General features: G+C 71.6%; 18 protein-coding genes. 11 read left to right on the top strand and 7 right to left on the bottom strand.

What is annotated here, in order from left to right:
• Window positions 1-46 precede the first annotated feature (46 nt).
• The 8 genes from ACFY2A_RS01850 (at window position 47) to ACFY2A_RS01815 (ending at window position 6045) form a co-directional block, all read left to right on the top strand.
• Window positions 47-427, top strand: coding sequence for a hypothetical protein (locus ACFY2A_RS01850; RefSeq protein WP_387167153.1), 381 nt, complete (start codon window positions 47-49; stop codon window positions 425-427).
• Window positions 428-496: 69 nt separating this feature from the next.
• Complete coding sequence (locus tag ACFY2A_RS01845; protein WP_387167151.1) at window positions 497-1615, top strand: hypothetical protein; 1119 nt, start codon at window positions 497-499, stop codon at window positions 1613-1615.
• A gap of 72 nt (window positions 1616-1687) precedes the next feature.
• Window positions 1688-2281 (top strand): DUF4178 domain-containing protein, encoded by a 594-nt coding sequence (locus ACFY2A_RS01840; protein WP_387167149.1) that lies wholly within the window; start codon window positions 1688-1690, stop codon window positions 2279-2281.
• Between the two features lie 131 nt (window positions 2282-2412).
• Window positions 2413-3237 (top strand): hypothetical protein, encoded by an 825-nt coding sequence (locus ACFY2A_RS01835; protein WP_387167146.1) that lies wholly within the window; start codon window positions 2413-2415, stop codon window positions 3235-3237.
• Between the two features lie 155 nt (window positions 3238-3392).
• Window positions 3393-4097: a hypothetical protein gene (locus ACFY2A_RS01830; RefSeq protein ID WP_387167143.1), complete on the top strand. Its 705-nt coding sequence runs from the start codon at window positions 3393-3395 to the stop codon at window positions 4095-4097.
• Window positions 4097-4912 carry an SDR family NAD(P)-dependent oxidoreductase gene (locus ACFY2A_RS01825; protein ID WP_387167141.1) on the top strand — a complete coding sequence of 272 codons (816 nt, stop codon included), beginning with the start codon at window positions 4097-4099 and terminating at the stop codon, window positions 4910-4912. The genes ACFY2A_RS01830 and ACFY2A_RS01825 overlap by 1 nt, the downstream gene beginning before the upstream one ends.
• A gap of 167 nt (window positions 4913-5079) precedes the next feature.
• Complete coding sequence (gene pyrE, locus ACFY2A_RS01820) at window positions 5080-5610, top strand: orotate phosphoribosyltransferase (RefSeq protein WP_387167138.1); 531 nt, start codon at window positions 5080-5082, stop codon at window positions 5608-5610.
• A gap of 57 nt (window positions 5611-5667) precedes the next feature.
• A complete protein-coding gene (locus ACFY2A_RS01815) occupies window positions 5668-6045 on the top strand; it encodes a helix-turn-helix transcriptional regulator (RefSeq protein ID WP_007454255.1) in 378 nt (125 codons plus the stop codon).
• A 51-nt stretch (window positions 6046-6096) separates the two neighbouring features.
• On the opposite strand, the gene ACFY2A_RS01810 is transcribed toward ACFY2A_RS01815, so the two are convergent.
• The 5 genes from ACFY2A_RS01810 to ACFY2A_RS01790 all read right to left on the bottom strand — a co-directional run bounded on the left by ACFY2A_RS01810 (window position 6097) and on the right by ACFY2A_RS01790 (window position 13316).
• Window positions 6097-7032, bottom strand: a complete 936-nt coding sequence (locus ACFY2A_RS01810) for a DUF368 domain-containing protein (protein WP_387167134.1) — start codon at window positions 7030-7032, stop codon at window positions 6097-6099.
• 96 nt (window positions 7033-7128) lie between these two features.
• Window positions 7129-9654, bottom strand: a complete 2526-nt coding sequence (locus tag ACFY2A_RS01805; RefSeq protein WP_387167131.1) for a polynucleotide kinase-phosphatase — start codon at window positions 9652-9654, stop codon at window positions 7129-7131.
• Window positions 9651-11084: a 3' terminal RNA ribose 2'-O-methyltransferase Hen1 gene (locus ACFY2A_RS01800; protein ID WP_387167128.1), complete on the bottom strand. Its 1434-nt coding sequence runs from the start codon at window positions 11082-11084 to the stop codon at window positions 9651-9653. The genes ACFY2A_RS01805 and ACFY2A_RS01800 overlap by 4 nt, the downstream gene beginning before the upstream one ends.
• Before the next feature lie 331 nt (window positions 11085-11415).
• The gene (locus ACFY2A_RS01795) at window positions 11416-12990 is read right to left on the bottom strand and encodes an LPXTG cell wall anchor domain-containing protein (protein ID WP_387167125.1); all 1575 of its coding nucleotides are present in this window, start codon (window positions 12988-12990) and stop codon (window positions 11416-11418) included.
• Between the two features lie 113 nt (window positions 12991-13103).
• Entirely contained in the window at window positions 13104-13316 is a 213-nt protein-coding gene (locus tag ACFY2A_RS01790; protein WP_093403775.1) for a hypothetical protein, read from the bottom strand.
• A gap of 200 nt (window positions 13317-13516) precedes the next feature.
• On the opposite strand from ACFY2A_RS01790, the gene ACFY2A_RS01785 reads away from it, so the two are divergent.
• Window positions 13517-13900, top strand: a complete 384-nt coding sequence (locus ACFY2A_RS01785; RefSeq protein ID WP_363921285.1) for a phage holin family protein — start codon at window positions 13517-13519, stop codon at window positions 13898-13900.
• Window positions 13901-14123: 223 nt separating this feature from the next.
• Window positions 14124-15149 carry a class II fructose-bisphosphate aldolase gene (gene fbaA / locus ACFY2A_RS01780; RefSeq protein ID WP_387167120.1) on the top strand — a complete coding sequence of 342 codons (1026 nt, stop codon included), beginning with the start codon at window positions 14124-14126 and terminating at the stop codon, window positions 15147-15149.
• Between the two features lie 105 nt (window positions 15150-15254).
• Here fbaA and ACFY2A_RS01775 read toward each other — a convergent pair whose 3' ends face one another.
• Complete coding sequence (locus tag ACFY2A_RS01775; protein WP_387167117.1) at window positions 15255-16502, bottom strand: LOG family protein; 1248 nt, start codon at window positions 16500-16502, stop codon at window positions 15255-15257.
• 252 nt (window positions 16503-16754) lie between these two features.
• On the opposite strand from ACFY2A_RS01775, the gene ACFY2A_RS01770 reads away from it, so the two are divergent.
• Window positions 16755-17183 (top strand): DUF3151 domain-containing protein, encoded by a 429-nt coding sequence (locus ACFY2A_RS01770; RefSeq protein WP_093403779.1) that lies wholly within the window; start codon window positions 16755-16757, stop codon window positions 17181-17183.
• Between the two features lie 57 nt (window positions 17184-17240).
• Here the strand turns inward: ACFY2A_RS01770 and ACFY2A_RS01765 are convergent, their stop codons facing one another.
• Window positions 17241-19220 carry a chromosome partitioning protein gene (locus tag ACFY2A_RS01765; protein WP_387167113.1) on the bottom strand — a complete coding sequence of 660 codons (1980 nt, stop codon included), beginning with the start codon at window positions 19218-19220 and terminating at the stop codon, window positions 17241-17243.
• Between the last annotated feature and the right edge of the window lie 41 nt (window positions 19221-19261).

Genomic DNA, 19261 nt, shown 5'->3' with positions numbered 1-19261 from the left:
CCGCCTCCGACGAGCGGAGGCGGGCTCCCGGGGCGAGGATGGAGACATGTTCGGGATGCGGCGCAAGAAGGAGTCGGAGTTGGCGAGGGCCGTCGCGGAACTCGGTCACGCCAGCACGTTGGCGTTCGGCGGGGTCGGGATCGCGGGCACCCTGCTGCCCGAGACCGCGGCGTACCAACGCGTCGCGGCGGCCGTGACCGACCACCCGGAGGAGGTACGCGACCTGCTCGACCGGTTGCTTGCCGTCGGCGCCCCCGCTGGTCGGGTCTACGCCGCCACGCTGCTGGAGCGGCTCGACCCGGCGGCAGGACGGGCGGCCTGGACGACGCTGCGCGGTGATGAGGCCGAACTGAGCACCATGACCGGCTGCGTGATGGGAAGCACCACCGTCGGGGAGTACGCCGCCGAGCGACTCGACGCAGCATGATCCGTACGCCGATCGGGTCCACCCGAACGGCGCTGCCGAGGCTTGCGGCCGGTCCGTACCGTCCGCGGTATGACCGCGACCGCCGACGCACCGGCAGCCGTGCCACCGCCCCGTCCGCCGCGTCCCGGCACCGTCACCGTGGCCTTCTGGCTGCAACTCGGCACCGTGCTGATCCTGCTCGGCCTGGTCGCCCTGCTGGTGATCGAGGCGGTCCAGTGGGATGCCGCGATCGACCGCGCCGTGCGGCTGGTGCCCGACGCGGACCCGGACGAGGTACGCGCGGAGCGCTGGAACGGCGTCATGATGGCGGCGGTGCTCGGTGTGCCCGCGCTGCTGCTGGCGCTCTGGCTGGGCCTGACCGCGCCCCGGGTAAGGGCGGGCAGCAACACCGCCCGGACGATGGTCTTCGTGGCCGGTGGCGTGCAGCTGCTGCTCTGCATCGTCCAGGGATGTCTCGGCGCGTTCCTGATTCCGTTCGGTCTGGCGTTCGCGGTGTCCGGCGCGCCCTACGTCGACGAGCCGTACGTCGACGAGTCGTACCCGGACGACGTGCCGCCGCCGGGCGAGGATTTCTGGCAGGAGTCGGACTTCGCCGAGGCGCTCTACAGCCAGCCGAGCCCGTTCGACATCCTCTTCCCGCTGGCGGGCCTCGGCGTGCTGCTGGTGTTCCTGCTCATGGCAGCGGTGGTGCTGCTGCTGGCGCTGCCGCCGGCCCACCGCTGGTTCGTGCCCCGCTCCGGGCCGGCAGCAGCCTGGCCGCCCGCCCGGGGCGACATCCCGAACGCCCACCTCGTCGGCTATCCCGTGCCGATGGGCTACCCCGCCTATCCCGTGCCGCCCGGTGGTCCCGTGCCGCCGGGCGCCTATCCGACGATCCCCGGCTACCCGGTGTCCGGCTACCCGATACCGCCCGGGTATCCGCCTGGTTATCCGCCGCCGCCCGGGTATCCGGTGCTGCCCGGGTATGGGGTGCCCGGTGCGGGGTATGCGGTGCCCGGGTATCCCGGGCCCGGTGGCGTGGGCGGCCCGGATCCGGCCGGGTATCCCCCGCACCAGGCGGCCTCGCCGACCGTCCCGGAGACGCCGTCGGCACCGCCTGCTCCACCCGCATCCGACGGACCGGCTTCTCCCGGCGAGGGTGAGCAGAACGGTGTCGGCTCCGGCGGACCGGATCAGGCGGACCGGTAGCCGGTTGGCGGAAGGCGGCACCTGCCCGGATCATGGTCGACGTCTCCGCTGAACTGTTCGGGAGGTGACCGGGTGGACGGGACGACGGCGTACCTGGCGGCTGGTTGCCTGGTCGGGCTGGTCGTCGCCGGGTTCGCGCTGCGCTGGTGGCGCGGCCGGTCGGCAGCGGCACGTCGGCAGCAGCGGCGGTACGACGGCGGGCAGCGACGTGACCCGCGGCGGATCGAGGTCGGGGACATCGTCGAGATCGGCGACGCCACCTACTCCGTGCAGGGCTCGATTCGCCTGGTGGAAGGCGAGTGGAGGTGGGCCGAGCACCTCCTCGACGAGCATGGCGACCGGTGCCGACTCTCGGTGGCGGAGAGTCCCGCATTCGAGCTGGTGTTGTGGGAGTCGGTGCCGCGCGACCCCACCGTCACACCGGGCGCGCCGGTGGTGGAGTCCGGTGGTCGGCGCTACAGCTGGCACGAGTCCGGTCAGGCCCGGTACACCGCTTCCGGGGTCACCGAACTGACGCCGAGCGGCACCATGCGCTACCACGACTACCGCGCCCCGGGCGGGGCGCGGCTCACCTTCGAGGCGTACGGGGAGGCGGGCTGGGAGATGGCCCGTGGCGAACGGCTGGACAGTGACAGCGTGACCGTCCACCCGCAGCACGGGTCCTGAGCCGGAAGCCAGCCCGTCCGATCGATCCCGGTCGACCCGGGCGGCCGGTGACGCGCCCACCGCTCGGCGTCGCACCGTGCCGGAATGGCCTGTTGCCGATACGGTGAAGCGCGTTCCAGGAAGGGAGAAAGATGGTCGATCCTCAAAACACCCCGGCCCGGTCGCGGCCGGGCGTGGTGACGATATCCACCTACCTGCTGTTGCTGTTCGCGATCTGCCAGCTGATCAGCGTGATCATCTCGCTGGCCACCATCGGCACCGTCCGCGAGGTGATGGAGGACGCCTACCGCGACTCCACCGTCGAGGGGGCGCAGAACGTCGCCGACATCACCGTCGTGATCGGCGTCGGCACCGCCATCTTCCTGCTGGTGGTGGCGTTCGCGCTGTTCGGCCTGGGGCTGATGAACCTGCGCGGCAAGAACGGCTCCCGGATCGCCACCTGGATCGTCGGTGGCATCCTCTTCTGCTGCACCGGATTCAGTCTGCTCAGCGGGTTCGCCGGCAACTTCAGCGCGCCCGGCGAGACCAGCGGCGACATGCCCAGCGGTGAGGAGATCCAGCGTCGGCTGGAGGAGGCACTGCCGAGCTGGGCCACGCCGGTCAGCATCCTGCTCGGAGTGATCAGCCTGATCTCGCTGCTGACGGCGCTGATCCTGCTGGCACTGCCGAAGGCCAACGAGTTCTTCCGCAAGCCGGCCCAGCAGTGGGAGCCGCCCACGCCCGGCGGTGCCTACCCGAGCCAGCCCGGCTACCCGCCGGCCCCCGGCTACCCGGGCACCACGCCGGCCGAGCCGGGTTACCCGGGCACCCCGCAGCAGCCGACCGAGCCCGGCTATCCGGCTACCGGCGGCCAGCCACCGGCCGGCGACCAGGGCAGCCAGCCGGGCGGGCACACCCCGCCCTCCGGTGGCCCGGAGCAGCCCGGTACCCAGCCGCCCACCGATCGTCCCGGCTGATCTTCGTTGAGTTGGCGGGGGTGTCGACGCACCTGGCCGGCCGCTGTCTGAACTCGGCCTCGGCTCTCCCCAGGACTTCGACACACGCGTAAGGCACGACCGCGACGGTCCCTCCGAGTAGGTTGCTTTCCGAACGCCTACCGGAGGGACTCGTCGTGTCGTACCCCGATCAGGCACCGGCCCGTCGACCGGCCGCGGTCGTGCTGGCCGTGGCGACGCTTGTGGTGATGGCGCTCGGCGCGCTCGTGTTCGCGGTGATCGGGCTCGCGTCGGTCAGCGGCACGGTGGACCGGTTCCGCGCGACGGCCGACGCCGGTGCCGACCCCGGTCAGGTCGACGCGGTGGTAGCTCTGTTGCGGGCCTCGGTCGTGGTGTCGGCGGTGCTGAGCATCCTCGCCGGTCTGCTCCTCGTCGGCCTGGCGCTGGGGCTGGCCGCCCGTCGGCCGGCGGCCCGGGTGGCGACCTGGGTGGTCGCCGGGCTGGGCATGTGCTGCGGGTGTGGTGGGATCGCCGCGCTGATCGTGCAGCGCGCGACGCCTCTTGAATTCGGTGACGACCGGGCGACCGCCGAGTTGCTCGCCCTGGTGCCGGATGCCCACCCGTCCTGGTGGATTCCGCTCACCGCCACCCTTTCGATCGCCCAGGTGCTCGGTTACCTTGTGGTAGCCGTGCTGCTGGCACTGCCTGCGGCCAACGCCTGGTTCCGGCGTCGGCCGGCATCCCAGCGACAGGCGTCCCCCTACCAGCCCCCCACCCCACCGTTCGGACAGCCACCGGCGGCGCCGCCGTACCAGCCGCCGCCGTACCAGCCCTACCCGCCGCCCGGGGCGCCGACGTCGCCCCCGTACCCCCCGAGGTGATGACGCCCGTGACGCCCGACCGGACGACCGAACGATGGGCGTTGATCACCGGGGCGACCGCGGGTATCGGAGCGGCGTTCGCCAGCCGGCTCGCCTCCGACGGATGGCACCTGGTGCTGGTCGCCCGCGACGCGACCCGGATGGCGGCCCAGGCCGCCGAGTTGACCGGGCGGCACGGCGTGGAGACCGAGACCATCACCGCGGATCTGTCCACCGACGACGGTTGCGCCGCGGTCGAACGACGGCTGACCGACGGGCCGCCCGTGGAGCTTCTGGTCAACAACGCCGGCATCAGTCTGAACAAGCCCTTCCTCCGGTCGTCCGTCCAGGACGAGACCCGACTGCTCCGGTTGAACGTGCACGCTGTGCTGCGGCTGACCCTCGCCGCGCTGGCCACAATGACCGAGCGGCGCAGCGGGGCAGTGATTAATGTCTCTTCCGTTGCGGGTTTCGGTGCGGTAATGCCCGGGTCCACGTACTCGGCCAGCAAGGCATGGGTCACCAACTTCAGCGAGTCCGTCGGGCAGTCCGCCCGCCCCTTCGGCGTACGCGTGATGGCGCTCTGCCCGGGCTACACCCGCACCGAGTTCCACCAGCGAGCCGGCATCGACATGTCGAAAACCCCCGAATGGATGTGGCTCGAAGCCACCGATGTGGTCGACGAGGCCCTGCGTGACCTGCGCAAAGGCAAGTTGGTAAGCGTCCCGTCGTGGAAGTACAAGCTGGCCGTGGCGGGGCTGCGGCACGCCCCGCGTCGGCTGCTCGACGTGATCTCCCGGGACACCCGTGGGCGCATCGGCCGCGACCGCCACTGACCGGCGGTCGAGTGGCCCCGCCGTCGGGCGGGGACGATGACATCACTCGATCCGCCGCCATGATCGACGTAGCGTAACCGGACATCGCCACTCATCGGTCCCCCGGAGGGTTGACCAGGGTGGCCCGCACACGCGACACACAGACTTGCGCAGTACCCTCTATCGCCATGGGGGACCACGACGACCTGCGTAAATTCATCTCCGACCTGGCTGTGGTCCATGGCCGGGTGGTGCTCTCCTCCGGGCGGGAGGCCGACTGGTATGTAGATCTGCGTCGCGTCACGCTGCATCACCGGGCGGCACCGTTGGTGGGACGGGTGATGCGGGAGCTGACCGCCGACTGGTCGTATGACGCGGTGGGCGGTCTGACCCTGGGGGCCGACCCGATCGCCTTCGCGATGCTGCACGCTGCCGGGCGTCCATTGGACGCGTTCGTGGTTCGCAAGGCGGGCAAGGCGCACGGGCTGCAACGTCGGATCGAAGGGCCCGATGTGGCGGGTCGCCGGGTGTTGGCGGTGGAGGACACGTCCACCACCGGGGGAAGTGTGTTGACCGCCGTCGAGGCCCTTCGCGAGGCCGGGGCCGAGGTCGTGGGGGTGGCGGTTATCGTTGATCGTGGTGCCGGCGACGCGGTGCGAGCCGCCGGATTGCCCTATCGGGCGGCCTTTACGTTGGCTGACCTCGGCCTTGTGGCGTAAAAGTCTGCCGATTCGGATCTGCTGATATGCAGGCGGATCGATGCTGCTGGTGGAAGGATGGAATACGTGGGAACTGCGTTGGCCGAAATGACTATGCCTCAGATCTCGCCGCTTGCCGGCGAGCCGATCGAACGCGCCGACGCCGAGCGGCTGGCGGGGGTCCTCAAGGCCCTCGCCGACCCTGCTCGGCTGCGGCTGCTCAGCCTGATCCAGTCGGCACCCGAGGGTGAAGCGTGCGTGTGTGACCTCACCGCGCCGCTCGGCCTCTCCCAGCCGACGGTCAGTCACCACCTCCGAATCCTCACCGAGGCCGGCTTGCTGGAGCGGGAGAAGCGCGGTGTGTGGGCCTACTACCGGTTGGTCCCGAGCGCGATCGCCACGATCGCCGACCTGCTGACCCCGCCGCGTAAGCGGGCCACCAAAAAGGCTCGCTGAACCGGAACCGCTTGGTGGCGGCCCAGCCGGGCAGCCACCAAGCGGTGGTTGTCAGCGGACGTGCGGCGTCTCGTACGTCTCCTCGGTCAGGTCCCGGGCGGCCCGGCGCAGCCGGCGACGCTCGGCGATGATCATTGCCGTGACCACGGCGACGCCGATCAGGAACAGCGCCACGATGGACGGAATGTGGTCGCCCGGCGCGTGCAGGTCGCGGTCCTCGGACTGCCACGGCCACAGCGCGCGCAGGCTGCCCAGGATGACGCCGGCCATCACCGCCAGGGTCATCCGGCGGTGCTGTTCAAGCAGCCACTGGAGCAGCTTGACGAAGAGCGCCAGGCCGATGACCATGCCCGTGGCGAAGACCGCCAGGTAGCCGAAGTCGCGGTCGTTGACGGCGCTGATGGTCGGCTCGTACAGGCCGACGGTCAGCAGCAGGAACGACCCGGAAACCCCGGGCAGCACCAGGGCGCAGACCGCGACCGCCGCCGCGACCAGCACGACCAGCGGGTGCGGCTCGATGGTGGCCTGAGGCAACCCGGTCAGCACGAACGCCGCGACCCCGGCGACGACCAGAGCGAACACCTCCAGCCCTCGCCACGGCTTGCCGACCATCGAGATCGGCACCAGCACCGAGGCGAGGACCAGCCCGAGGAAGAGGCCCCTGGTCTGCTCCGGATGGTCGGCCAGCAGCGGTTCGAGCAGCTTCGCCGCGATCAGCAGGCCGGGCAGCATGCCGATCAGCAGCGGGATCACCACCTCCCAGTGCACCTGCCGTAGCTGGTGGCCCGCCCGCGTCCATCCGCGCCCGCGCGGGACGTCGGTCACCGCGTACCGCACCGTGTTCACCAGATGCCCGGCGGACGCGATGACCCGCTCGTAGACGCCGGTCACCAGCGCGATCGTCCCGCCGCTGACGCCTGGCACGGCCTCGGCCACGCCGATGGCCGCGCCGCGCAGGACATGGCCTACCCGTTCGCCAAATGCCATGAAGATTCCGTTCCGTGAATCGCTCGATCACTGGCCCGTGTGGCGTCCGCCACGGTCAATCAGGCTACCGGGGTCCCCGTGACCCGCCCGGCCAGGTCACAGCCGCGGGTCCACCGGCTCCGATTCGCAGGCCAGGATCGCGAAGACCAACTCGTGGCGACGCCACAACGGAGCACCGTCGACCAGGGCGTCCAGGGCGGCCAGGCCGAGCGCGTGCTCGCGCAGCGCCAGGCCCCGCTTGCGGCCCAGGGACCGACGTCGCAGCACGGCGAGTTGCTCCGCTTCGGTGTACTCGGGACCGTAGATGATCCGCAGGTACTCCCGCCCCCGGCACTTGATTCCCGGCTGGAGCAGCGAGCCACGCCCGCTGCGGGCGGCCGGGCCCGCGTACGGCTTGACGACCATGCCCTCGCCGCCGGCCCCGGTCAGCGCGAGCCACCAGTCGGTCGCCTCCCGCACCGCATCGCTGTCGGACAGTTCGACGACTTGACGCCGGGTCGGTGTGAAGAAATCCGGGTCGACCGCGCAGAGCCGGTCAGCCAACGCCAGATGCCAGCCATGGTCGCGGTCCCGGTAACTGGCCTTCGCCCCGGCGAGCACCGCGAAGGGCGCGAGCCGCACCCCGCGCAGCCCGTCGGTCGGTCCCACGTACGCCCGGTACGCCGCCGTGTAGGCCGAAACGTCGTCGCGGCGACGGGCCGTCCGGTCCCGTAGCTCGGCCACGTCCAGTCCGCGACCGAGCGCCGCGTCCAGCATCGCCACTGCCACCGGCAGGCCGGCCCGGCCAGCCGCGCCCACCCCCGCATACTGCCCGCGGATCAGGCCGGCGGCCTTGGCCGACCACGGCAGCAGCTCGCAGTCGAGCAGCAGCCAGTCGGTCGTCAGCTCGTCCCAGAGCCCGGCGTTGGTCACCGCTGCGCGTACCCGGTCCAGCAGTTCGGTGCCCAGCGGGTCATCGAAGAACGGCCGACCCGTGCGGGTGTACACGACCCCGCCACCCGGCCCGAACGGGCCACCGTCCGGCTCCCGGCAGACCAGCACCACGGCCCGGGAACCCATGTGCTTCTCCTCGCAGATCACCCGGTCCACGCCCGCCGCCCGGTAGTCGGCGAACGCCTCCGCCGGATGCTCCAGGTAGCCGTCCAACTGGGACGTCGAGCAGGGCGCCATGGTCGGCGGCAGCCACACCAGCAGGCGCGGGTCGACCGCGAAGCGGCTCATCACCTCCAACGCGGCGGCGGCGTTCTCCGCCGGCACGGTGAGCGAACCGTACGCGTGCTCCACGTGCCGCCGACCGGTCACGTCGGTCAGTTCCAGCACCTCGTCGGGCCGGGCCGGCGCGGCGGTCAGCGGCCGGACCGGTGCGTACCACTCGCGTTCCGCCGGCACCGCGACCAGTTCCCGCTCGGGGTAGCGCAGCGCAGTCAGTCGACCGCCGAAGACGCAGCCGGTGTCGATGCAGATGGTGTTGTTGACCCACTCCGGCTCCGGGGTGGGGGTGTGACCGTAGACGACCATGGCCGAACCGCGGTACTCCCGGGCCCACGGGTAGCGCACCGGCAGGCCGTACTCGTCGGTCTCACCGGTGGTCTCGCCGTACAACGCGAATGCGCGTACCCGCCCTGACGCCCGGCCCTGGTACTCCTCCTTGAGTCCGGCGTGCGCCACCACCAGCCGGCCGCCGTCGAGCACGTAGTGGCTGACCAGTCCGTCGACGAAGGTGGCCACCTCGGCGGTGAACTGGGCCGGCTCCGCGTCCAGTTGCGCCAGTGTCTCGGCCAGACCGTGGGCCACCTTCACGTTGCGACCGCGCAGCTTGCGCAACAGCTTCTGCTCGTGGTTGCCGGGCACGCAGAGCGCGTGCCCGGCGGTGACCATGCCCATCACCAGGCGGAGCACCCCGGGTGAGTCCGGGCCGCGGTCAACCAGGTCGCCGACGAACACGGCGGTACGCCCCGACGGATGCGACGCGTCCACCGCCCGGCCCGCGTCGTCGCGGTGCAGCCGCCAGCCCAACCGGGTCAACAGCGCCTCAAGCTCGGCCCGGCAACCGTGCACGTCACCGACGATGTCGAACGGGCCGGTCAGCTCGCGCCGGTCGTTGAACAGCCGCTCGTAGCGGATCTCGGCGGCCTCGATCTCGTCGGTGCCACGCAGCACGTGCACCTTGCGGAAGCCCTCCCGGGCCAACTGGCCGTAGCTGCGCCGCAGGTCCCGGGACATCCGGGTCAGCACCTGCCGGCCGAAGGTGCGGTCGGACCGCGCCTCGGTCCGCTCCCAGGCCAGCGCCTCCGGCACGTCCAGCACGATCGCTACCGGCAGCACGTCGTGTTCGCGGGCCACCCGGACCAGGGCGGCTCGGGCGTGTGGCTGGAGGTTGGTCGCGTCGACCACGGTGAGCCGACCACCGCGCAGCCGCTTGCCCGCCACGTAGTGCAGCGCGTCGAAGGCCTCCGCCGAGGCGGACTGGTCGTTCTCGTCGTCGGCGACCATCGCCCGGAAGGCGTCGGAGGAAAGGACCTGGCTCGGTGCGAAGTGCCGGCCGGCGAAGGTCGACTTGCCGGAGCCGGAGATCCCGACCAGCGCCACCAGGGCCAGCTCGGGAAGTTCGAGGACGGTCATCGGGCTGCCTCCGCACGGGTGAACACGGCCATCTGGGTAGGTGCTCCGACCTCCGGATCGTCCGCGCCGAGGCCGTGCACCACGGCCGAGTAGCCGTACGCGGCACCCACCCGCCGTACCCATTCGGCGAACTCGGCGCGGGTCCACTCGAACCGGTGGTCGGCGTGCCGGAACGTGCCTGCGGGCAACCCCTCGTAGCGCACGTTGTGCTCCACGTTGGGCGTGGTGACCACGACCGTCGTCGGTCGGGCGTAGCCGAAGACGGCGTCCTCCAACGCCGGCAGCCGGGCCGGGTCGACGTGCTCGATGACCTCCATCAGCACCGCCGCGTCGTACCCGCGCAGCCGCTCGTCGCGGTAGGTAAGCGCGGTCTGCTGAAGCGTGACGCGGGTGCGCTGACGTTCGGGCAGCCGGTCCAGTCGCAGTCGCCGGGCGGCCAGGGCGAGGGCCTGGGTGGAGACGTCGGTGCCGACGATCTCGGTGAACCGGCGGTCACCGATCAGCGTGGCCAACAGCGCGCCCGCGCCGCAACCCAGGTCCAGCACCCGGTGGGCGCCCGCGTCGACAAGCGCGGCGTGCACCGCCTGCCGGCGAAGGGCGGCCAGCGACGCCCGGGGCGCTGACCCGGCCGGTACCGCGTCCTCCAGCTCGTCGTCGGCGGTCGGCTCGTCGGTGGGCCGCTGGGCGTCCAGCCGCTCCATCGCCTGACCCGCCAACGCCCGCCGGTGCGCCAGGTAGCGGCGGATGATCAGCCCGCGTTCGGGGTGGTCGGCCAGCCAACCCGCGCCGGCCCGCAGCAACTTGTCCACCTCGTCCGGTGCCACCCAGTAGTGCTTCGCGTCGTCCAACACGGGCAGCAGCACGTACAGGTGGTTGAGCGCGTCGGCGACCCGCAGCGTGCCGGTGAGGGTCAGGTCCACGTAGCGGCTGTCGCCCCACTGGAGGTGCAGTTCGTCGAGCGGGATGGCGGTGGCGGTGACCGTCCAGCCGAGCGGACCGAACAGCCGCTCGGCCACATCGGCCCCACCACGGCAGCGCAGCACCGGCACCCGCACCTCCAGCGGGATGCCGCTGGCCGCCAGCTCGGGGCGTTCCTTGGACGCACCTCGCAGCGCCGAGCGGAACACCTTCGACAGCGCCGAGGCGAGCAGGCTGGACGCGGCGTACGGCCGGTCGTTGACGTACCGCCCGAGGGTGAAACTCTCCGGGGTCGTGGCCGATTTCCGGCCGCGACCCCGGGCGGCGGCCAGCTTCAACGGATCGACGTCGAGCAGGAGGGCGGCGGTGCAGCGCTGCTCGTCGGCCTCCGGGTAGAACACGTGCGCGGTGCCGACGGGCACGTCGAAGGCGTGCACCCGGTCGGGGTGCTTGATCAGCAGGTGACCGAGGTCCGTCGCCGGCTGGTGCGTGGTGGTGAGGGTGAGCAGCACCCGCCCATGGTGTCAGCTCTCTCGATCTTGCGCCGTCCGGTTTTTCGGTGGTTGCGGTGGGGGTGCGGGTGGTTGCGGTGGGGGTTTGCGGGGCAGCCCACCCGCTCCGGGCGGTCAGGCTTGATCCCTGCGCGGGCGGGGCTGCCCCGCAAACCCGTCGAGGTCCGGCTTCCAGCGGCAGCGCCTGCCTTCAGCGGCGGTCAGGCTTGGTGGTCGGGTTGCGCGGCGGGGTGGAAACTGCGGCGGACGTGAATGGCGGCGGGGTGGAAAGGGGGGTGCCCCGCCGAGGTGGTCGGCGGGGCACCGGTGGTGCTGTCGTTTCCGTGCGGGGTTATGCGGTGAAGTGGGTACGGCGGCGGGCCAGCACGAAGCCGGCCACACCGGCGGCGAGCAGCACGCCGCCGACGCCCGCGATAAGCGCGGTGTTGGCGCCGGTGATCGGCAGTTCGCCGCCGTCACCGCCGCCGTCGCCGCCCTGGCCGCCGCTCGGGTTGACGACGAGCTTGGCCACATCGTTGGCCGGCTTCAGGTCGGCGTAGAAGCCACCGTCGCACTGGCAGGCGACGTTGACCTTGACCTCGCCGGTGGCGTTCGGCACGACCTTGTCGATCCGGAGCCCGAACTCCATGGTCTCCGCGTCACCGGCCTTGATGAACCAGCTGGTGTAGCAGCGGTACAGGCGGGCACCCGGCTCGCCCGGCTCGCCCCACTCGTTCTCGCCACGCACCGGGGAGCAGTTGTCGGGCACCTTGACCGCGCTGGTGCCGTTCGGAATTTCGACCTGCATGTTGGTGACCGAGGATCCGGAACGGCCGTAGTCCAGGGTGGCCGGGCCGTTGTTGCGGAAGCCGACGGTGGCGACGACCTCGTCGCCCTTCGCACCGGAGACCTCGTCACCGACCGCTTCAAGGTCGGTGCTGTTCTTGCCGGTGACCGTCACCCCGAGGCTCGACCAGTTGTTGTCCGGCTGGGTGTCCGCCTGGAAGGTACGCGCTGCGATGCTCGGGCCGGCCTCGTCCAGCAGCAGTTCGCCGCCGGTGCCCGGCTTGCCGATGGTGGCACCGCGGCTCTTCAAGTACGCCTCGTAGTCCTCGAACTCGGCCGGAGTCAGCCACAGGATCTCGCCATAGTCGAAGCCCGGCGCGAACGCGTCCTTGGCGATCCGGTACGCCAGGGTGGCGACGTAGCTGGTACGCGGCTCCAGCGAGCGGTCGAAGTGGCAGGTACGCAGCCAACCCTCGTCGTAGGTGCAGTTGGCGTACTGCTTGTCGGCCTGGATTCCATAGTCGTTGTAGAAGACGGCGACGGCACCCTTGGCGACCGTCTCTCCCGGGTTCCCGACCCGCAGCGGCACGGTGAACGCCGAGCCCGGCTTGCCGGAGTGCTCCGTCTCCGGACCGGCGGCCAGATCGACGCCCTCGCCGATCCGCACCCGCGCCTCGTGGGTCACGGCCGCGTAGCCGGTGGCGCTGAGGCTCACCTTGACGGTGCCCTCGTCGCCGTCCTTCGCGTCCTTGGTCGGCGCGAGGACCACCGAGTAGAGGCCACCGAAGCCGCCCTCGTACAGCTCGACCTCGAACGGGTCGGTGCAGACCAGGACGTTCGGCTCGGGCGTCGAGCAGTAGCTGGAGTCGCTTTCCGACGTCACGGTGGCCTTGCCCGCGAGGTCGGTGAAGTCGTAGCGCACGGTGAGGTCGTGTACCACCACCGTGGAGGAAGCGAACAGGATCGGGCTGTCGATCTTGCCGGGCGAGCCGGCGGCGATTGTGGTGTCGCCGAAGTAGACGCCCAGCGAGACCTCGGACTCATCGGCCGAGGCGGGAGTGGCAGGGGTGGCGACGGCGGCGATCAGCGCGCCGGCCACGCCCAACCCGGCCAGCCGGCGCCGGGTGGAGTGGGTGAGCATGAAGGGGGGTCCTCCCGTGAAGGGTGCAGGCGAAGCCCCCGGATGCTAAGGAATCTCTAAGGTTCCCGCTGTCCGTGTCGACCGTCCCGGTCGAAGTCCGACCGAAAGGTTGATCAGCGGTAGTCGTCCTCGTCGGCACCGACCACGCGGGCCTGCTCCATGGCGTCCCAGTCGTCGACCTCCAAGCCGCGATGCGGTTCGACATCGACCTGGCTCGGGTCGACCACGGCGGCCTGCTCGACGGCGTCGGCCGGCTCGGCCTCCAGGTCGCGCTCCTCCGGGCTGAGGTGGTCGCCGGGGGCGAAGTCCTCGTCGGGCTGGCCCATTCGATGCCTCCGGGTGTCGGCGGGCGGGTACCCACCCACCGTACGGGGTGTGCCGCCGGCACGCTGGGAACCACCGAGCCGCCGGGCCGTGCGCCCGCGTCGGGCGTGCGCCCGCGTGGGGCCGCCGAGGGTACGCCGTCGCCGCAGCCGAGTCGGCCGATCGCCCCACCGGCGACTGTCGCCGGTGCCAGGATGGGACCGTGGGCTTCCTCATCCGACTGGCGGCGACCGCCATCGCACTGTGGATCACCACGCTGATCGTGCCCGGGGTCGAGGTGACCGGGCGCACCGGTTACGAAACGGCGTTCACCCTGCTTGTCGTGGCGCTGATCTTCGGCCTGGTCAACGCGGTGCTCAAGCCGGTCATCAAGGTGGTGGGCTGCGTCTTCTACCTACTGACCCTCGGCCTGTTCGCCCTGGTGGTCAACGCCCTGTTGTTCCTGCTGACCGACCGGATCGCCCGGGCGCTCGATCTGCCGTTCCAGGTTGACGGCTTCTGGGCGGCCTTCTGGGGAGCCATCGTGATGGCGGTGGTCACCTGGCTGATCAGCGTCGCGGTACCGGATCCAGCGGACCGGCGGTGAACCGGCCCGGTTGTGCCGGTCCGGTGCCGCTACGGGATACTTCCCGCGGAGGACAGCGCGGTCCGGCGCAGCACGGTAGAACAGGCGGCCGCACGGCCGGCCCCCAAGGTAGAACAGGCGGCCGCACGGCCGGCCCCCAAGGTAGAACAGGCGGCCGCACGGCCGGCCCCCTACGGAGAACAGCGGCCGTACGGCCGACAGCGGCAAGTAAGGAGCGTTCGACATGCCCATCGCTTCCCCCGAGGCTTACGCCGAGATGCTGGACCGCGCCAAGGCCGGCCGGTACGCGTACCCGGCGATCAACGTGACGTCCTCGCAGACGCTGAATGCGGCGCTCAAGGGCTTCGCCGACGCGGAGAGCGACGGCATCATCCAGGTCTCCACCGGTGGTGCTGAGTACCTTTCCGGCCCCTCGGTCAAGGACATGGTCACCGGTGCGGTGGCGTTCGCCGCGTACGCGCACGAGGTGGCCAAGAAGTACCCGGTCAACATCGCCCTGCACACCGACCACTGCCCGAAGGACAAGCTGGACAAGTTCGTCCGGCCGCTGATGGCCATCTCCCAGGAGCGGGTCAAGCGGGGCGAGGAGCCGCTGTACCAGTCGCACATGTGGGACGGTTCGGCCGTGCCGGTGGCGGAGAACCTGGAGATCGCGGCCCAGCTGCTCGACGAGGCGGCCAAGGGCAAGATCGTCCTGGAGATCGAGGTAGGCGTCGTCGGCGGCGAGGAGGACGGCGTCGAGAACGCCATCAACGACAAGCTCTACACCACCGTCGGGGACGGCCTGGCCATGGTCGAGGCCCTCGGCCTGGGCGAGAAGGGCCGCTACATGGCGGCGCTGACCTTCGGCAACGTGCACGGCGTCTACAAGCCGGGCAACGTCAAGCTCCGCCCGGAGATCCTCAACCAGATCCAGGAGGCGGTCGGCGCCAAGTACGGCAAGGAGAAGCCGCTCAGCCTGGTCTTCCACGGCGGCTCCGGCTCGCTGCTCTCCGAGATCCGCGAAGCGCTCGACTACGGCGTGGTGAAGATGAACATCGACACCGACACCCAGTACGCCTTCACCCGTCCGGCGGCGGACCACATGCTCCGCAACTACGACGGCGTACTGAAGGTCGACGGCGAGGTCGGCAACAAGAAGATGTACGACCCGCGGGTGTGGGGCAAGGCCGCCGAGGCGGGCATGGCCACCCGGGTGGCGGAGGCCTGCGAGCACCTGCGCTCCACCGGCACCACGATGACCAAGTGACGAACTGACGTCGTCCGGACGGCGGCCGGCCCCGACCCGGGGCCGGCCGCCGTGCCGTTACACCCGCCTCCGCTCAAGCTTGCTTCCTTGACCGGATGCCCTGTCTCACCTCGTCAGCAGGCGGGCGGCCTCGTGGACGTCGTCGGTCAGGTGCACGGTGTTCGAGAGGTCACCGAAGGGGGAGGCGGCCAGCAGCGGGCGCAGCAGCGACTCCACCGGCAGTTCCGTCGTCCAGTAAGCGCGGTCCAGGAAGACGTACGCGCCGCTGGCTCCGTCGGTGCCGTAGTAGGTCTTGGTGGCTGCCTGGAAGACCTCCTGTACGGTCCCGGCCCGGCCGGGGGCGAAGACGATGCCACCCCGGGCCAGCCGCAGGATGGTGTCCTCCCGGATGGCGTTGGAGAAGTACTTGGCGATCCGGCCCGCGAACAGGTTCGCCGGTTCGTGCCCGTACAGCCAGGTCGGCACGGCAAGTCCGCCGCAGCCGGCCCAGTCCAGATCACCGGTGGTCAGCGCGGCCGAGTCCGCCCGATAGGCGGTCACCGGCTCGGTGCCGTTCACCGGCGGCGTGACCGACCGGCCGAAGAGTTCCCGTACCCGCAGCGCCGCCGCGGTGTAGCGGTCGTGATCGGTGTAGTCCGGCGCGGTGGCGAGCAGGTCGATGGCTGCGGTGAGGTCCTCCGCCGGCCGGGTCGACAGGTACGCACCCAGGTTGGCGGCCTCCATCACGCCCGGCCCACCACCGGTGACCACCAGCCGGTGTGCCCGCGCGAGTTCCCGGCCGAGCACCGCGGCCATCCGGTACGGCTCACTGCCGCGGCGGACCGCGTGCCCGCCCATCACCCCGACCACCGACTGCGGCCCGTGGGTGGTCAGCCAGGCACGGGTGGCGTCGGCGAGTGCGTTGTCCACCCCGTGGTCGTGCAGGCGCTGGCCGAGCGCCTCCCGGACATCGGGTAACGCGCCACCGTGCGCGCGGAAGTGCGCGTACACCCGGGTGTCGTACATCGCCGCGAAGCTGCCCTCGGCGAAGCCGGCGGCGAGTTCCTCCGGCGTGTAGAGGTGGGACGGCTGGGTCGGGTACGGCAGCCCGGAGAACGGCGGCACCACGTTGGCGCCCCGCCGGACCAGGTCGGCGCCGACCTGGCGGGAGGCGAAACGGCAGCCGACGAAGAGCGTGCCGGCCACCTCGACCCCGGTGAGGTCGGGGACCGGCTCCAGGTCCAGTCGGAGCCCCTGCACGGTGAGTCCGACCAGGCTGCCGGTGGCCAGTCGCCGGTCGAACTCCGCCCGGGTCTGGATCTCGTCTGTCCAGGTGTGCGGCTCGATGACGTCCGCGGGAGGTGGAGTCGGCATCGGGCCATCCTGCCGGGCCGACGCAACGCCGTGGACGCGGCCCCGGGACGGCCCCGGTCGTGAGACGGGAGCCCGGCGGCCTGGCCGGGCTCCCGCACTTCCGGTTCCTGGGGAGGCTCCGGATCCCTAGTTGTAGTGGATACAGCCCGACGGCGGCATGGGCCGCAGGCGTGACCGACCTCTCGGCCGTTCAGCCGACCGGCTCGCCGGACCCCCTCGCGGGGCGCCGTGCGAAGCGGGTTGAATGGGGCGATGCAGAACCTCCTACCTGAGCCGCCCGCCACGCTCCTGCCCGCGCACGTCGAGGCCGACTCCGCGCTGGCCGCAGCCGAGCAGGCCGGCAGCGACGAGGCGTTCGCCGAGGTGGCGGCCCGGTACCCGACGCACAGCGCGGCGTGGGCGGCGCTCGCCGCCCGGGCGTTCGCGCAGGGCCAGGTCGTGCCGGCGTACGCGTACGCCCGTACCGGCTACCACCGGGGTCTGGACCAGCTGCGACGCAGCGGGTGGAAGGGGCACGGGCCGGTGCCGTGGTCGCACGAGCCGAACCGTGGCTTCCTGCGCTGTCTCTACGTGCTGTCCCGGGCGGCGGACGCGATCGCCGAGGCGGACGAGGCGGCCCGCTGCGCCCAGTTCCTCCGCGACTGCGATCCGGCCGCCGCCGACGCGCTGGCCAGCAACTGACCGGTACGTCTCGCCGGCCCGGGGTCCACCCGGGTCGGCGGCGCGTCGACAGGTGGCCTACAGGCCCTCGGCCACCGAAGCGGCGATCTTGAGCCAGGCGTCCCGGGTGGCCGTCGAGAGGTGCGCGTAACGCAGCGGCTCGCCGGTGTCGATGAGCCGCTCGTACGGGGCCAGCAGCACCGCCCGGGTGCGGGCGGCGAAGTGCTCCTGGATCGCGGGCAGGTCGATCTCCTTGCGGGACGGCGGCATGGAGACCACGGTGACCGCCTGCCGGACCAGCCGTTGCCGTCCGCTCTGCTCCAGGTGGTCGAGCATCCGGGCGGCTGTCTCCGCGGAGTCGTTACGAGCGGACATGGTGACCACCAGTTGGTCGGTGGCGTCCATGGCGGCCTGCCAGTTCTGCGCCCGGACGTTGTTGCCGGTGTCCACGAAGATCAACTTGTAGAACCGGCTGACCACCTCGCGGATCTCGCCGAACGCGGCGGCGGTGAGCATCTCGCCGCCGGTGGCCGACTCGTCGGAGGCGAGCACGTCGAACATCCCCTCGCCCTGTGAGCGGACGTACTGGGACAGGTCACCGACCCGTCCCTGCGCGCCGTGGAACTGGCCGAGATCCCGTAGCAGGTCCCGCACCGTACGCGAATGGAAGTCCTGCTGGGCGCGCATCCCGAGGGTGCCCTGGGTCTCGTTGTTGTCCCAGGCCAGCACATATCCACCGCGATTCTGACCGAAGGTCATCGCGAGCAGCAGGATGGCGACGGTCTTGCCGGCGCCGCCCTTCGGGTTGACCACGGTGACCTGCCGCAGCCCACCGAAGTTGCGGCGCACCATTTCGATGTCCCGCTTGCGTTCCAGCTCGTGCCGCCCGGGTGGGAGCTTCACCAGGCCCGTCTTGTTGACCACGGCGCGGAGCCCGGTCGTCGCGACCGGGTCGGCGGGACGCACCTGCCGACGGCGGGCGAAGTCCTCGGCGGTGGGCGCGGCACCGGCCTCCGGGTTCCAGGCCGGCTCCGGGTACGCCGACGGCACCCGTGCCGCGGTGTTCGTCTGCGGGTAGGGCTGCGGCGGTGCCGGCGGCACCATCGGCGGCGTTCCGCCCTGCTGCCAGGGCGCAGGATTCCAGGCCGGCTGCGGTGGGAACGGACCGGGTGGCGCCGGCGCGTACGACGGCTGGACGGGTGGGGCAGGCGGCTCGGGCTGCGGTGGCGCGCCGGGCCCGGCGTCCGCCGGTTGCGGACCGGAGGGCGGTGCCCCGGCATCGGCTGGCACGGGCGGCAGGGGAGCACCGGGTTGCGGCACCGGGGCGCTGCCGTGCTGGGACGTCGGCGGCGCGACGAAGGGGTACGGACCGGGTTGCTGGGGCGTCGGCGGCAGCGGCTGCGGAATAGGTGGTAGCGGCTGGGCCGGCCCGGCCCAGGTGGGACGGGGCGCGTCGGCCGAGGTCTCGGCGGACGCGACCGGCTCGGATCCGGAACGCTGCGGTGGATGTGCCCACGGCGATTCCGTCTGCGGTCGGGCCACCGGTGGAGCCGTCCCGTCGTCGGCATCGGTGTCGGCGACGGTCGTCGCAGCGTCCGCCGGATCCTGGGCAGCCGAGTCGGCCGGCCCACCGTCGCGGCTGGGTGCGACGGCGGTGGGTCGGTCCAAGGTGAAGGGCAGGTCCAGGTCGACCTGACCGGGCCCGGGTTGAGGTGCCGGCTCCCAGCCGGTGGCGGTCGGCGCGCCGTTGGTCAACGACGGATAGTCCGCGGGTGACGGAGGTGCACCGGGTACGTGCGTCGGCCGTCCGGGCGCATGCTGCGGCCCCGCCGTCGTGGGCGGATGGGTCGGCCCGGCGACCGTGGGCGGATCGGTCGGCTGCGCGGGCGTCGGCTGCCCGGGCGGGGGTGGCACGGTGGGCGGCACCGGTGGCGGGGCACCCCACGTGGGCGCGCCGAAGCCGTCGATCTGCTCCGGTGGCCAGAGTGGTTCGATGTCCCGTTCCGGCATGCCATGCTGACCGGGCACGTGCACCCGGTCGGCGTTGTCGTCCACCACGGTGTCCTCCCCATTCCTCCTGACGAGGATAGGCCCAGCGG

Origin of the sequence: Micromonospora sp. NPDC000442 (assembly GCF_042898635.1) — a bacterium.
Taxonomy (GTDB): Bacteria; Actinomycetota; Actinomycetes; order Mycobacteriales; family Micromonosporaceae; genus Micromonospora.
The sequence above is the reverse complement of the archived record's forward strand: the minus strand, read 5'-3'. Positions and strand labels throughout refer to the sequence as shown.